Consider the following 15,772-nt stretch of genomic DNA (forward strand, 5'->3'; position numbering starts at 1 on the left):
TCCCACCGGCAATCCCCACCCTGCGGAAAACCAGTGCTTCCAATCGATCCGTGCGCATCCGCCCAACCCGTGCGCATCCGCGTCCCACCGGCAATACCCACCCTGCGGAAAACCAGTGCTTCCAATCGATCCGCGTATATCCGCCCAACCCGTGCGCATCCGCGTCCCACCGGCAATCCCCACCGCTGCGGAAAACCAGTGCTTCCAATCGATCCGTGCGCATCCGCCCAACCCGCGTCCATCCGTGTCCCAATTGCTGCGTGTTATAGAGAGACTCTTGCCTACCCTTGACAATCTATCTCGTATCTGGTAGATTTAGCTAAGACTAAAAAATGTTTTAGGTTTGGTGTATATGCTTTTTCGTTATTCCTTAATCACTATTTTACTACTCATCCTAACCGGCTGTACAGCACCGGCGACCGATGGCCGTCTGCGAGTTGTGGCTACCACCGGCCCGATAGCCGATGCAGTTCAGGCGATTGCCGGTGATCGGGTGGCGCTCCACACACTGCTTGGGCCTGGCATCGATCCCCACACCTACCTTGCCACCGAGAGTGATCTGTTTGCCTTGCAAGAAGCACGTCTGATCCTCTACAACGGTCTTCATCTGGAAGCGAACCTTGCGCGGGTTTTTGATAGTATCAAACAGAGTGGTACGATACCAGTGATCGCGGTCGCGGAAGCTGTGCCGGTAGAGATGCGTTTGCGCTGGGAAGATGATGAGAAGGCGTATGATCCACACGTCTGGCACGATCCACAGCGCTGGCGCTATGCAGTCATTGCGATCCGTGATGCGTTGATTGATCTTGATCCGGACGGTCGAGCAATCTATCAGCAGCGCAGTGAGCAATACCTCAACGATTTACAGGCGCTTGATGCCGATCTGCGTGCGCTGGCTGAACAGGTGCCTCCTGAACGGCGGATTCTGGTGACGGCTCATGATGCGTTTAACTACTTTGGGCAGGCTTACGGTTTTCGGGTTGAGGCTGTGCAGGGTATCAGTACCGCCAGCGAAGCCAGTGCCGCGACTATCCATGATCTCACGACGCTCGTGGTAACGGAACGCATCCCGGCAATCTTTGTCGAGACGAGCGTATCGCCGCGCACAATTGAAGCAGTCCAGAGTGCTGCCCGTGCAGCCGGCCACGAGGTGCGGGTCGGTGGTGAGTTGTATTCTGACTCGCTCGGTGATGCTGATGGCCCAGCAGGTACCTATTTCGGTATGATGCGCCACAATATGCAGACGATTGTGGCTGCGCTCATGCCCTAAAGCGGAGGTTGCAATGGAAGTTGCAGTTGACATCGAAGATATGACCGTTGCCTACGGTGATAAGCCGGTTCTATGGGATGTTGATCTTCAGGTTCCCCGTGGTGTGTTGATGGCGATTGTCGGCCCCAATGGCGCCGGCAAGACGACGCTTCTCAAAGCCATGCTGGGACTGGTCAGGCCGGCTGCAGGAAGTGTACGCATATTTGGCCGGCCATACCACCAGCAACGGCATCTGATCGCTTACGTGCCGCAACGCAGCAGCGTTGATTGGGATTTTCCGACGACGGTGCTTGATGTGGTGCTGATGGGACGCTACGGACATCTCGGCTGGTTCCGTCGTCCGGGCCGGGCCGAGCGGGACGTGGCGCTAGCCGCTCTTGCCCAGGTCCAGATGGCCGATTTCGCCCATCGCCAGATCGGTCAGCTTTCGGGTGGTCAACAGCAGCGTGTCTTCCTGGCCCGTGCGCTGGCGCAGGCGGCTGAAATCTACGTGATGGATGAACCGTTTCAAGGCGTTGATGCCGTGACCGAGCGCGCCATCATCAACGTTTTACGCGACCTGCGAGCTGCCGGCAAGACGGTTGTTGTTGTACACCATGATTTGCAGACCGTGACCGAGTATTTCGATCACGTTGCGCTCATTAACGTGCGGCGAATTGCTGCCGGCCTGGTTGCCGAGGTCTTTACCGAGGCGAATCTGCGGGCAACGTATGGTGGTCGTCTCGCTCTGTTGCATACACCCACCGACACGGCACCTGCTGCCCGGCCAACCCCGGCACCAGGCGATTGATCAGCGTAACCGGAGCGGTTATGGAACTGTTTACCGACTACACCTTCCGCAATGTCACCCTGGGGACAATGCTGATCGGCGCGATCAGTGGTTTCCTCGGCAGCTTCGCGGTTCTGCGCCGTCAGGCATTGCTCGGCGATGCAATGTCACACGCTGCGCTGCCCGGCATTGCGCTCGCCTTTCTGATCACCGGTCAGCGCGATCCATTCTCTCTCCTTATTGGCGCTGCCGTTGCTGCCCTGGTGGCGGCACTCTGGTTGCTGGCGGTCGTGCGTACTACGCGCATAAAAGATGATGCTGCACTGGCCCTGACTCTGGCCGTGTTTTTCGGGTTCGGCCTGGTTTTGCTCTCGTATTTGCAACGACAGCCTCACGCTGCCCAGGCCGGATTGAAGAGTTTTCTCTTCGGGCAGGCGGCGGCATTGATCGAGCGTGATCTCTGGGCCATGCTGGCTATCGGTTTACCTGCCCTTTTCCTGGTACTGATCTTTTGGCCCCAGGTGAAGCTGATCAGTTTCGACCCCGATTTTGCCCGTAGTCTCGGCGTGCCGGTGCGTCGGTTTGAAGTGCTGCTGACCGGGATCATCGTCGTGGCAATCGTGATCGGCCTGCAAACGGTTGGCGTTGTACTGATGAGTGCAATGCTAATCGCGCCTGCTGTGGCCGCCCGTCAGTGGACAAATCGGCTCGAATATATGGTTGTGCTGGCTGCCGGTTTTGGGGCACTGGCTTCTCTCATCGGGGCGTGGATCAGCACCCTGGGCGAAGGTCTGACCACCGGCCCGCTGATTGTGCTCGTCATGAGTCTGTTTACCATGCTCTCTCTCCTGCTGGCGCCTGAACGTGGCCTGATCTGGCGTCGCATGCGTCGCCGACGAGTGTTTGCTCTTGATTGAACGAGGTAGCGCATGAGTCCTCAACTTGAAGTGCAATTAATTGCGGTGATCATTGCGGCTGCCTGCACGCTTCCCGGTGTCTTTCTGGTCTTACGCCGGATGGCGATGCTCAGCGATGCTATCAGTCATACCGTGTTGCTCGGCATCGTGCTGGCGTATCTGATCAGTGGCAATCTCTCCTCGCCGCTCCTGTTTGCCGGCGCTGTTGCGATGGGCGTACTGACAGTATGGCTGGTGGAGCTGATGAGTGGTAGTCGACTGATGCACGAAGATGCGGCGATTGGTATGGTCTTTCCGGCGCTATTCAGTCTGGCGGTTCTACTCATCTCACGCTTTGCCAGCAATGTTCATCTTGATACCGATAGCGTCTTGCTCGGTGAACTGGCATTCGCGCCCTTCGACCGGATCGATCTTTTTGGACTAAGCCTGCCCCGTGCGCTGGTGGTAGGTAGTGGGACGCTAATGCTCAATCTTATCCTGCTTGTGCTCTTTTACAAAGAGCTAAAACTGGCAACGTTCGATCCGGCGCTAGCGACCACGCTCGGTTTCGCGCCGGCTCTGATTCATTATGGGCTGATGACGAGTGTCTCGCTGACCGCAGTGACTGCATTTGATGCGGTTGGCTCAATCCTGGTGATTGCATTGATGGTGGCGCCGCCGGCTACGGCATATCTGCTCACCGACCGTCTGCTGCGGATGATCCTGCTCAGTGTAGCGATTGGGATTGCATCTGCACTCAGTGGTTACTGGCTGGCCCGCTGGTTTGATGTCTCGATTGCCGGCACCATGGCGACCATGACCGGTCTTTGCTTTCTACTGGCGTTCCTGTTTGCGCCACGGCAGGGAATTGTAGCCCAACTTCGCCAGCAGCAGATCAACCGAGAACGGTTTGCGCTTCAGATGTTGACGCTCCATCTGCTCAATCACGAAGGAACTCAGGAGGCCAGTGTGGAATGTCATCCGCGCCATCTGATCGAAGAGCTGCACTGGCCGGAGGCTTTTGCCGGCGCGATTGTGCGGCAGGCAGAGCAACATGGGCTGGTACAGCGCCGCGGTGACATGCTGGTCTTGACTGAACAGGGTCGGTTGTTTGCCGCTGAAGCGAGTGTCAGGTAGTGGTGTATTGCTGGCACCTGCTATCCAATCATCACTCTGACACCGCACCTGAGTGTTGTCCCATCGCGGGCCAGCGCAGCGCTGGCCCCTGGGAGCGCGTACCTCCGGCGCGCACCGACACTACCGTTGATCACCACCCACTACGTGCTACACCAGCAATATCCCTTTCCATCCAGCCATCCGCGTGTCGCGTGTTTGAAGGACAGAAGCCATACTTCCACATCAGTCACGCTCAACGCCAGGTGATATGACCTGGTTATCAGGCGAAGGCATGATCTGCGCCTTCTGGCACGCTCACCCGCTATCCTCACAACTATTGACAGCGCCGTCCTACGCTGGTATATTAGTGTATAATTTACACTATACAGCGAGGCTTGTATGAACAACGTCCAACAGCGTACTGCTACTGGCATCCTCTTCACCGATCAGTATCAATTAACAATGGCCCAACTCTATTTTCGGATGGGTATTCACGAACGCATGGCGCAATTTGATCATTTCTTCCGCCAGCCCCCGAACTACGGCTTGCACGCTGCCGGGTACTGCATTGCCGCCGGTCTGGAATGGCTCCTTGACTGGATGGAGACGGCGTGCTTTGGCCCTGCCGAGCTTGAAGTATTGCGTAATCAGCGGAATCGGGTCGGTAACCCGATCTTCGCCGAAGATTTTCTAACCTACCTGAGTCGGCATGGCCATTTTGGTGGGATGACGCTGTGGGCCGTCCCGGAGGGTCGGGTAGTTCATGCCCAGGCGCCAATGACGATTGTGCGCGGGCCATTGCTCATGGCGCAGATTCTGGAAACAGCGCTGCTCAATCATCTCAATTACCAGACACTGGTTGCTACCAAAGCCAGCCGTATTCGCGAGGCAAGTGGTGCCAGCACGGTGCTGGAATTCGGCCTGCGTCGCGGCCAGGGGATGGGCGCCAATGCCGGCACCCGTGCTGCGCTGATCGGTGGTGCCGATTTTACCTCGAATGTCGGTCTGGCCCATACCGTCGGGCAGACTGCCAAAGGAACGCATGCCCATGCCATGGTGCAGGCATTTCTGGCCCTCGGCATGAGTGAACTCGACGCCTTCCGCGCCTACGCCGAGGTCTATCCCGACGATTGTCTGTTACTGGTCGATACGATTGACACGCTGAACAGCGGTCTGCCCAATGCGATTCGGGTCTTTGAAGAGTTGCGGGCGAAAGGCCACAAACCGGTTGGTGTGCGTCTTGATTCGGGTGATCTGGCGTATCTGGCAATTCAGACAGCGTTGATGCTTGATCGGGCCGGTTTTCCCGATACTGTTATTGTGCTTTCCAATGACCTCGATGAACTGGTGATCTGGCAGATTCAAAGCCAGATCGTTCAGGAAGCGCCGCGCTACAATGCCGATGCCAATGCCATTATTCGCCGTCTAGTGTACGGTGTTGGTACACGGTTGGTGACCTCACACGGTGAAGGGGCGTTGGGAGGTGTCTACAAGCTGGTAGCGTTGCACGATGGACGCGAATGGCAACCCGCAATTAAGATCGCCGAAAGTGCGGTCAAACTGACCAATCCCGGCCTGAAGCGGGTCTGGCGATTGTACGATGCTCGGGGCAAGGCCACCGCAGATCTGATTGCACTTGAGGACGAAGACCCGACCCAGGAAGACCTGATTCGGCTACGCCACCCCAGCGATCATGCTCGTCAGCGGGTAGTTGTGCGGGCCGATTTAACCGGGATTGAGCCGTTGCTTGAGCCGGCAATGGTGGCAGGACGGCGCCTGATCGAGCCACAACCAATCGAGCAGATGCGGGCGCGGCGGTACGCCGATGTTGAGCGGCTCGATCTTGGGGTGCGACGCATCATGAATCCGCACATCTATCACGTCTCGCTCAGCCAACGGCTGTGGGATATGAAACAAGAGTTGCTCAACCGCTTTCAAATGTAGCACCGGTTGTGATGATTGACATAATGCGAAAATTCTAATCTTGCGCAGCGTACCTACTGCTGTCTGGTGTGAAAGCATGGCGTTCGTCCTGCTATCCAATCAGAGCGGGAAGGTAGACTCTTCACTTCGCACGTAGATTGCTGATACGAATGCTGTTATGATTGAGATTCTACACAGGTAGGCTAGAATTCATCACACGCCAGCCGCTGATGACCCTGGCCTGTAGGGGCGACGCATGCGTCGCCCCTACGCCGCCGCCGACAACCAAACGACTTCGCACGTAGATCGCTGATACGAATGCTGTGATGGTTGAGTTCTGCACTGGTAGGATAATAACACGCTGACCAATGACCCTGACCTGTAGGGGTACGGCATGCCGTGCCCCTACGCTACCGCCGCATGTCGTGCCCCTACGCTGCCGTCGCATGCCGTGCCCCTACGCCGTCATCGCATGCCGTGCCCCTACTGCTCGCCGGTGGCACACCTGGTAACGCTCCAGTACCAGAATTATTAACATGATGTAGACAAAAATCTATACTGGTAATCCGCTCCTGGTGTGCTATACTTACAGATGGTGCCGACGTATGACGGGCCGTCGCTGGGGTTGACCCCAGAGGAACTTCCCGACTCCCCGCCCACCATCGTGTGGAAGGTCGCCCCGCGAAACAGCAAGCGGGGGCACCGGTGGAGTAATCTGCCGGTGACGCAAGACGGCAACAGAGAACAGTCCCGCCGGATTTCCGGTAAGGGGTGAAACGGTCGGGTAAGAGCCGACCGGCGTCGGCAGCAATGCCGGCGGCCAGGCGACTGCGCCGACTGATGGGGAGCAAGGTGCGTGGGGCGGGCCAAGGGTGGGAGAATACATTGCTGATGTTCGTCGAACCACCCCGTTCGCTCGCATCGCCGCCACGACGACAATCCGGGTAACGCCCGGTGCGTTAGGAGTGGCCGCTGCCCAGCAGCGAGAGAGATGACGGCTTAGAACAGAATCGGGGGTACGGTCATACGTCGGCCTGTGCTCCAATAGTACGCGATACCGGTACAACTGGCAAGTCGCAAAAGAAGGTCGATCCTTCTCCAGGCGTACTCTCGACCCCGATCTTGCCGCCCATGTGTTGAATCAGCCGCCGAGAGATCGCCAGCCCCAGACCAACTCCGCTGATCGTTTGGCCGTTCTTTTGCTTGACGCGCTCAAACTCCTCGAAGATTCGTTCCTGATCGGCTGGGGCAATCCCAATGCCGGTGTCGCGCACGCTGATGCGTACCCACTCACCACGAGTCTCGGCTTTGATCTCGATCAGTCCTTGCGGACGATTGAACTTGATCGCATTACTCAGAAGATTGATCAAAACCTGCTCGAGACGACCCGCATTGGCTTGAATCATTGGTAAGTCAGGTGGAATATTGACCATCAGATGAAGCTGATGTTCGCGGATCTGGGGTTGCATCTGACCAACCACATTCTGAACAATAACCGGAACCGGTACCGGTTCGATATCGATGGTCAACTGACCGGCTTCCATCCGCGAGAACTCAAGAATATCGCTAATCAGGCGCATCAGATTGAGACTGGCCTGGCGCATATAATGCAATGTCTCCTGGATTTCGGGACTCAAGTCACCCAGGACACCACGGCGTAACATATCGGTGTAGCCGATGATGGTGGTAAGGGGAGTGCGTAGTTCGTGGCTGACGGTAGCCAGAAAGCCGGTTTTGAGCCGATCTGCACGTTGCACCTCTTCGTAGAGCCGAATCCGGATGAGTGCATCGGTAATCAATTCGCCAATAGCAATCACCAGCTCGGTAAGGGTTGGCGTCATGCTCTTGGTTTCACTCGAAGCCAGGCCCAAAATCCCTGCCGCGTGTTGATCGTGACGCAGGGGGGCCAGCAATAACGATTGCAGCCCTTCTTGTTGTAACGCGATAGCCAGTGGATCTTCGACGGTGAGTTCGCCTAGATTGATGAGTTCAGGACGTCCGTGCTGAATACGCTCAATCAGGGCACTGGCGGCGGCGGCGCTAATGATCTGGTCATGCAAACGACCACAGCCTGTTGCTGTGGCATCAATGACAACGTGAATGTGCTGTGCGTTATCAATCAGGCCAATTGCTACCCTCTCCCAATGGCCTTCCTGCACGATAATGTGCGCAATCGTCTTGAGCAGGGTGGATGTCTCTTGGGCAGTGTTGGCGCTGCGGGCAATACTGTTGATAAGACGCAGGGCTGCAATGTGGCGTGCGCGCTCTTGTTCGGCACGTATACGCTCACTGACATCGCGGATCAAAAGCAATGAGCCGGTGGTAATTCCAGCCGCCGATTGGAGTGGGCGGAGGCGCACTTCAATCGCCTGGGTGCTATTTTCGCAGATGACAGGACGGGAAGGTCCGGAAACCGGCGTATTGAGTAACCGCTGCAAATCCCGCTCAAACGGCGAGTTGACGATCAGGCTGGTTAGGGACCTGCCGATCCAGCGCCCCTGCTGGATACCTAATAATCGTGGTGCGTGTTGGTTGATTTCAGCCACCAGGCCACGGCTGTCGAGCACAATTAAGCCATCGGGCAGACCAGCAATCACTTCCTGTTCGGCCAGTGGTGCCAGATCAAAAAGCTGGTAGCGCATCGTGGTGTACATTGCCAGGGCTGCCGAAATGAGGAGCAGAATTGGTGTCGGATCATCATTCCATGGTACCTTGAGGCCGCTAAGAAAGGCGATGTTCCCGACTGCCGGGATGAGGGCTGCTGCCAACATCAGCCGGGAATGGTAGCGATGCACCGGCGGGGCCTGTGCCGAGGCACGGATGAGAATGATAATGCCGGTCGCTAGACAGAGGTAGGCATACATGCTATGAAACCAGAAGGCCGGCCCACGGGTAACCGAGAGCCAGAGGAATGGTCGTGACGTATCGGCAACAACCGTAGACCACCAAAGGTAGTGCAGGTTGTTGGTAAGGGCGAAGATCAGTGCAATCAATTCGGGTATGAAAATACCGCGCCGAATCCGGCGATCAACGCGCCACCATTCACCAGAGTATGCCAGTGCGATTAAGAGCCAGCATGGCCCAATCAGCACAATCCCCACATTTTGGAGTAATGACCAGAAGAGCGTCCCTTCAAATGTCGTATCGGCGATGCTCAACGCATGGCAGAGATTCCACCAGGCAATCGCTGCCAGCAGGAGCGTGAAGGGGCGTCCTCCGCGATAGTAACGACGTTGCCACATGACAATCGCCAGCCCGGTGGCAATAATTGCCGGGATGAGATAGATCATCACGAAGGGAAGAGACGCCATGCCTATGCTCCAGATCAAAACTTTTCTCGCGTATGTGTGATGCAGATGGCGCACCTCTGCTCTTCATCACCTGTGCTCGGAGAACTGCCCTTTCCGGTAATGGGATTGATGTATTACTCATTGTACTCCAAAACATTGAACGAAGAAACATCAAATCCTTACACACGATCTTCAGAATGATATACTTTTTCACTATCCATCCCTCTTGACCTTCCAGTTGCTGGAAGGTGTATGGTGTTGTTGCGATCAAACAATACTTGCACGAGCGGAATAGTATGACTACACCATGCAAGTGCTCGCCGGCAGAATCGGCTACGTGTGAATTAAATACCCTTCGCCGACAGACCGCATCGTGTCCGGTGTGTGGTGCATCCGGTAAACGAGTAGGCTTGCAGACAGTAAAGGCACTGGTGGCGATTAGCCTGCGCCGGGTGCAGGCGTCATCCTTATGGTTCTTTTGCCGTTCACAACATTGTCCGGTGGTCTATTTTGCCGCCGATAACGGTCAAACGTTGACTGTAGACCAGATCCGTGAGCGGGTGTATCAGAAAGAGCCAGACCGTCCAGATGTGCTGGTATGCTACTGTTTTCAACATCGGGTAGGCGACATCCAATGGGCTTCGCCAGAGGCGCGGGCAGCGGTGATTGCTGACATTAAAGCCGGTATTGCGGCAGATCAATGTGCGTGTGATGTGCGCAATCCGCAGGGATCGTGCTGTCTGGGGAATGTGCAGCAGGTTGCAAAGCGGGTTGCGTTGACATAATTTTGTATCGCTTCCTTGCTTAGTCGAAGTGCTGGATTGACGATTTGCACGATAATTGCCCCCATCCTCTATGCTACTGTGCATTATTGCCAGGGACATCCGCGGTAGATCATCCCACGGTGCCCGCAGCGTGGCACCGATGTGGCTTTCCGTAGAGTTGGCTTCCAGCCTGTGCCAGTGCATCACCTTACCTCGTCCTGTTCCAGCCACTCATTCCATCCATTGCGCACGACGCGACCGTCCGGTATGACCATTACCAGCAGGTGTACCGCTACACCACGCGCCATATCGTAAGCATGACTGCTGCGGCAGCATGGCTGCCGCACTCCAAACCCTGCGCCATGCGCAACCCTACCTCGAACCGGAATCCATGCTGACGTGTTATCCCGCAAAGCACATGCAACCGAAAACGTTCCAATATGCGCCTGCCTCGATAGTATCCAGGCCGGCGTATGATCCCATGGTGTACGTGGCGGAAACACCGGTGCTACACATCCGCGCTCAGAGGTAGGACTGGTGTAATCGATGAACTGCATGATATGAACACAATGACGCCAGGTTCGATATTATACGGAACTGTATCCGCCCTGTCTACGTCTATCTTTCAGGGCCGGTCTAACGCACACGCCGTGCAGGAGGATTAAAATGGACAGGCTAAAACGCTTCAGGGTCACATTCGTCATCGGAATCATCGTACTACTGGTTGGTGGCGCTGTCGTGTTGTTTGGTCAGCCTGGAGAAATGATGTTGGAAGAACCAGCGTTTGTGGCAATTCCAACACCTGCATCGATGTTGAGCGGTGCGCCGGTTTCTGCCCAACGAGACACCGCTTCGTTTGCCGGTGGTGTAAGTAGTGGAGAAGCGGCGATAGGCAGTGAGGCAGCTGTGCAGCGTCTGATCGTCAAAAACGCCTCCATCGCTCTGGAAGTCACCGATGTTCTGGCTGCCGAGCAGGTGTTGCGGCAAAAAGCGGAAGCGCTTGGCGGCTTTGTTGCAAGTGTCGAAACGTACGGAAGCGGGGAAGACCTGCGGGTAACGATTGTCTTGCGCGTGCCGGATGAGCATTTTGAAGCGGTGTTGCGTGATACAGAGGGTTTGGCCAGCAAAGTGCTGCGCCGCAGTGTCAGTGGTAGCGATGTTACTGAAGAATACGTCGATCTGGAGGCGCGGTTGCGGAATCTCGAAGCAACGAATGCTCGTCTCCTCGATCTGCTCTCTCGTACCCAGAATGTCAACGATGCGCTCATGGTAAATCAGGCACTCACCGAGATTCAGGAGCAGATTGAGTGGATAAAGGGTCGGATGCAGTATCTCGAACAGAGCGCGGCAATGTCAACCATTACGGTTGAACTCCTGCCGGTGCCATCACCAACCCCGATCATTGAAGAAGACACCTGGCAACCGCTTGAGGTGGCCCGCATTGCTCTGCGCAATCTGATCCAGCTCGGCCAGACTCTGGCAAATGCTGTGATTGTGTTCCTGGTCTGGACGCCGGTCTGGTTGCCGCTCGTTTTGCTCGCTATCTGGGCACGGCGCCGGCTGTGGCAGCGAACATAAGGTGAGAGATTGCAACGTCGTTCCATGCTCCACCATGAGTCACGAATGCACGTAGCAACAGAGGCGACCGCCTGGTCGCCTCTGTTGCTACGTGCAGAATGAAGTCTGTTCATCTCTGAACAATGCAAAGCATGGCACGCGATGCAAGACGCACCTTGTCGCCACTCCTCGTTCGCCGTATCCCGCGTATAGTATAGTAGGGGCAGGTTTTGAACCCGCCCCTACAAAACACATTCATCTGTAATCATCAACACAGTGCCCATCGTTCATCGTAAAGGGTGTGGATAATCACGGTTTACCGCATATTTGAGGCAGAGCTTCACCATCCGTAGGAGCGGTTTCAAAACCCGCCCCTACTTGTCGGTCGTGGCGAGTTGTGCTATCGTTGTCATAGCTCATAGACTGCGGGGCATTGTATGGCATCGGTCGTTTCATTTCTACCGATTATAACGACTGATAGTGCACTGATTACTCAACTCGGTACCTGCCTTGACTCAGGTTGGCAGATAGTACCGGCTTCCACAGTGACACCCGGTCAACCTAATCTGATTGATCTGCGCGAGCAGATACCCGAAGGGCTGGCAGCTTATGCCGAACAGGTACCACTGGTTGGGGTGGTGGTTGATACTGCCAGCGCTGCTCACGTACTGCAGATCGGGGTTCATGAAGTGCTGACTATCGCTGAGTTACAGTCTTTGAGTCTGACGCGGGTCATAACGTCAGCAAGCATTCGCTGGCAGATTGATCTGACCCGCCGCCAACAACTGGCTGAAGCACGTGCGCAGGTGCAGGCATTGACCGTGCGATTGCAGAACGAGCAGATTCGCGATCCGCTCACCGGCCTGTATACTCGGCGTTATCTCAACGAAACGCTTGATCGTGAACTGCGCCGTGCCGACCGGGAACAGATTGTGCTGAGTGTTGCGCTCATCGATATTGACCAGCTCGAACAGGTGAACTGGCAATTTGGTCGTGCTCTCGGTGATGTTGTGCTCCAACATCTGGCCAGCCTGATTGGGCGTCAGGTGCGTGGTGGTGACATCTTTTGTCGGTATGGTAGTGACGAGTTGCTTCTGGTGTTACCGCGTGTCATGCCGGAAACGGCGTTTCAACGTGCCGAGCAGTGGCGGCTGTCGGTGGCAGAATCGATCATTCGCCCCGATACCCTTGATCTTCAGGTGACAATTTCTATCGGATTAGCTTCGTTCCCGCGCGATGCACGCAATGCAGCTGAATTGATGAGTCATGTCGGTAAAGCCTTGTACGCAGCAAAGGCGGCTGGCGGCAACTGTGTGCGGCAATGGCCCGGTGCTGACAGGTTGTTGTCTCAAGCCTGATTCCTGAAGACAGGGAAAGTGCCGTACCGGTTGAGATGGATCTTGATAGCTTTCCTGAATAATAATGGGTAGCTAAACATTGCTTTGATGTGACCTGTTCAGGAATTTCAGATAGATGTTTACACTGAGGGGGAACTGCTATGCGACTGGCAGGAAAACAGATTGCTATTCTGCTGGCAGAAGGGGTAGAAGATCTTGAGTTCTACGTGCCGTTAATGCGCTTGCAGGAAGAGGGGGCAGAGGTGCTGGCTGCCGGACTTGATCTGCGTCCGGTGCGGGGAAAGAATGGGTTAGAGATTACGCCAACCACGACGATTGGCGAATTGCACGCCGATGAGTTGTCTGGCCTTGTGCTCCCCGGTGGTTGGGCCCCTGACAAATTGCGTCGCTATCAGGTGGTAACCGATCTGGTGCGGGCAATGGACGCCGCCGGAAAGGTGATCGGGATCATTTGTCACGGTGGTTCTATCGCGATTTCTGCCGGTATTGTGCGGGGTCGTCCGGCTACCGGCTCAACCGGTATTAAAGACGATCTGATCAACGCCGGTGCTCTGTGGGTTGATGAAGCCGCGTTTCGCGATGGTCATCTGGTGTGGGGACGGGTTGTGGCCGATATTCCGGCCTTCTGTCGCGAGCTGGTGGCAGCATTGATGGAACAAGCATAATGTTGCGCATTGCCTACTGTTCACCGGTCAATCCGGCTCCTTCAGGGATCTCTGATTACAGCGAGGAGCTACTGCCGTATCTTGCGCAGTATGCCGCGCTGACGCTCTTCGTTGAAGATGGTTTACGGCCAACCAATCCCCATTTGGCGAAACACTTCCCGATTAAGCCGATTCGCCAGCTTGAACGCATGGCCCGGCGTGGACAGTTCGATGCGATCATCTATCACATGGGCAACAGTCCGGCACACGCTGGTATCTGGTGGATGGCACAGCGTGTGCCCGGCGTGATCGTGTTGCACGATTTTGTGCTCCATCACTTCATGCTCTGGTATGCGGCCAACGTTCAGCGCGATGTCCAGCGCTACGTGGCTATGATGCGTGTATGCTACGGTGCCGACGGTGACCATATTGCCCAACTGATGATCCGTTCGCGCTTCAGCGAAGCTGCGTTTGCCTTTCCCTGCAATGAAGACGTGTTAGCGGCAGCCAGAGCGGTGATCGGTCATAGCCATTACCTGTTGCGGCGTGTAACCGCAACCCGTCCAGACCTGCTCTGTGGTTACGTGCCGATGGGGGTGCCACTGCCGCCGTTGCTCGACCGGATTGCTGCGCGGCAGCGACTCGGTCTACCACTCGATCAACCGCTACTGGCCAGCTTTGGCCATATCAACGCCTGGAAGCGGATCGAACCAACCCTGCGCGCCGTGGCCGGATTGCGTCGCGAAGGCATCGATGTGCATTGTCTGCTGGTTGGCTCGGTCTCGCCAAATTATGATCTCAAAGGCGTTATCCAACGTCTCGGCCTGCAAGAGGCGGTGACCGTCACCGGCTACGTTGCGCGGGCGCAATTTGAGGACTACGTGGCTGCTACCGATGTCTGCCTGAATTTACGGTACCCTACTGCCGGCGAAACCAGCGCCAGCCTGCTCCGCCTGCTCGGTGCAGGGAAGCCAACTCTGGTGAGCGCCGTGGATGCGTTTTGCGAATTGCCTCCCGATGTAGCAGCGCAGGTTGATGTTGACGAGAGTGAAACCGACCTCATTATCGCCTATTGTCGGCGTCTGCTCACCGATCCGGCGTTGGCAGCCGCACTGGGAGCACGGGCGCGGGCTTACGTCGCTACTGAACATACGCTGGCCGGTGCAGCACAGGCGATGATCGAGTTTCTGGCGAAGGTGTATGGCTGGGCGCCACCACAGCGCATTCGCCCTGATCCGCTTTGGGATCCGACACCGGTGGTTGAAGCAGAGACAACACCGTCGCCCCCATCACCCCAACCTACCGCACCGGCGTCGTTGCTGGTGCAGACAGCGGCTCAGGCGATGGTCGAGATCGGGTTGACTGAAGATGATACCGGCGCTTTGCAATCGGTGGCGACGAAGATTGCCGGGTTAGAAGGGAAGCATCCCTAACAATCATGGGTGTGGTTGGTCTGATGACCGACTCGGTACAGGAGATAGCTTCATGCGGGTTGTGATTCGAGAGGTTTTGAATGTCGGCGGCTTCTTTGCCGGCGAGACCGTTACGCTGGCGGTTCAACCGTGGCCGGATCATGGGCCAGAGCAGACGATCACGATTGACGATGCGGCATTCGTGAACATCACTGCTCGCCATTTACTGGCACCGGGTATGGTGCTCGACCTGCTCTTTGCCGGTGATCGGGTCGAACGGGCGATATTGCTCGGTGCTGCCGATCACGTCGGTTTACGAACCGCACTGCGCCCTCAACCAATCTCCCCGACGCCGGTTCCGCGGGTGCTCAGTTTTCATTGCCCGCATTGCAATCTGTGGGTACCGGCAACCGGTGATCCGCCAGGGTGTGGTATCTGTGGCACACCGGCTCCAACGGTGTCGTTCGCCGTTCAGTCTCCATAAGCGACCATTGGTTCAGGTAAGGGGTCATCGTTTCGGTTACATACGCGAGAACCACCCCAACATCACTCTCCAGTTCGCAGCGCTGGTAGACCCAGGCCAGGAGCTGCTCCACTGGCAGCGGCAGCGTCCAGCTCGTCGCCGCCGCAACGGCATGCACTGAATACAACATCAGCTCTCGCCGCTCGCGGGTGGGACGCCGCTGCCCGTGCGGCCATGTCTCTTCCCCGACCAGCACCAGCAAGAGCGGGTGGCTTCCCTGAGAACGTCCGACTGGTGCGTGGTAGCTGTT

13 protein-coding genes are annotated in these 15,772 nt (G+C 56.4%); 11 read left to right on the top strand and 2 right to left on the bottom strand.

Annotated features, from left to right (window positions below; translation table 11 throughout):
- On the bottom strand, window positions 1-223 hold a 223-nt coding region (locus tag VAE55_RS04150), incomplete at its 3' end, for a hypothetical protein (protein WP_322814545.1).
- Between the two features lie 129 nt (window positions 224-352).
- Between VAE55_RS04150 and VAE55_RS04155 the strand changes: the two genes are divergently transcribed.
- The 5 genes from VAE55_RS04155 to VAE55_RS04175 all read left to right on the top strand — a co-directional run bounded on the left by VAE55_RS04155 (window position 353) and on the right by VAE55_RS04175 (window position 5,995).
- Window positions 353-1,270, top strand: a complete 918-nt coding sequence (locus tag VAE55_RS04155) for a metal ABC transporter solute-binding protein, Zn/Mn family (protein ID WP_322814546.1) — start codon at window positions 353-355, stop codon at window positions 1,268-1,270.
- 13 nt (window positions 1,271-1,283) lie between these two features.
- A complete protein-coding gene (locus VAE55_RS04160; protein ID WP_322814547.1) occupies window positions 1,284-2,060 on the top strand; it encodes a metal ABC transporter ATP-binding protein in 777 nt (258 codons plus the stop codon).
- Window positions 2,061-2,080: 20 nt separating this feature from the next.
- A complete protein-coding gene (locus VAE55_RS04165; protein WP_322814548.1) occupies window positions 2,081-2,956 on the top strand; it encodes a metal ABC transporter permease in 876 nt (291 codons plus the stop codon).
- Window positions 2,957-2,968: 12 nt separating this feature from the next.
- Entirely contained in the window at window positions 2,969-4,072 is a 1,104-nt protein-coding gene (locus VAE55_RS04170; protein WP_322814549.1) for a metal ABC transporter permease, read from the top strand.
- A gap of 378 nt (window positions 4,073-4,450) precedes the next feature.
- Complete coding sequence (locus VAE55_RS04175; protein ID WP_322814550.1) at window positions 4,451-5,995, top strand: nicotinate phosphoribosyltransferase; 1,545 nt, start codon at window positions 4,451-4,453, stop codon at window positions 5,993-5,995.
- Between the two features lie 1,001 nt (window positions 5,996-6,996).
- On the opposite strand, the gene VAE55_RS04180 is transcribed toward VAE55_RS04175, so the two are convergent.
- Window positions 6,997-9,285, bottom strand: a complete 2,289-nt coding sequence (locus VAE55_RS04180) for a histidine kinase N-terminal 7TM domain-containing protein (RefSeq protein WP_322814551.1) — start codon at window positions 9,283-9,285, stop codon at window positions 6,997-6,999.
- Between the two features lie 275 nt (window positions 9,286-9,560).
- On the opposite strand from VAE55_RS04180, the gene VAE55_RS04185 reads away from it, so the two are divergent.
- From VAE55_RS04185 to VAE55_RS04210, 6 genes are all read left to right on the top strand, one after another.
- A complete protein-coding gene (locus VAE55_RS04185) occupies window positions 9,561-10,049 on the top strand; it encodes a putative iron-sulfur cluster-binding metallochaperone (protein WP_322814552.1) in 489 nt (162 codons plus the stop codon).
- A gap of 645 nt (window positions 10,050-10,694) precedes the next feature.
- A complete protein-coding gene (locus tag VAE55_RS04190; RefSeq protein ID WP_322814553.1) occupies window positions 10,695-11,606 on the top strand; it encodes a DUF4349 domain-containing protein in 912 nt (303 codons plus the stop codon).
- 416 nt (window positions 11,607-12,022) lie between these two features.
- Window positions 12,023-12,943, top strand: a complete 921-nt coding sequence (locus tag VAE55_RS04195; protein ID WP_322814554.1) for a GGDEF domain-containing protein — start codon at window positions 12,023-12,025, stop codon at window positions 12,941-12,943.
- Window positions 12,944-13,083: 140 nt separating this feature from the next.
- Entirely contained in the window at window positions 13,084-13,608 is a 525-nt protein-coding gene (locus VAE55_RS04200) for a type 1 glutamine amidotransferase domain-containing protein (protein ID WP_322814555.1), read from the top strand.
- Window positions 13,608-15,020 (top strand): glycosyltransferase family 4 protein, encoded by a 1,413-nt coding sequence (locus VAE55_RS04205; RefSeq protein WP_322814556.1) that lies wholly within the window; start codon window positions 13,608-13,610, stop codon window positions 15,018-15,020. Before VAE55_RS04200 ends, VAE55_RS04205 begins: the two co-directional genes overlap by 1 nt.
- Before the next feature lie 52 nt (window positions 15,021-15,072).
- Window positions 15,073-15,483, top strand: a complete 411-nt coding sequence (locus tag VAE55_RS04210; protein ID WP_322814557.1) for a hypothetical protein — start codon at window positions 15,073-15,075, stop codon at window positions 15,481-15,483.
- Window positions 15,484-15,772: the final 289 nt, after the last annotated feature.

It is taken from the genome of Chloroflexus sp. (genome assembly GCF_034432675.1).
Taxonomy (GTDB): domain Bacteria; phylum Chloroflexota; class Chloroflexia; order Chloroflexales; family Chloroflexaceae; genus Chloroflexus.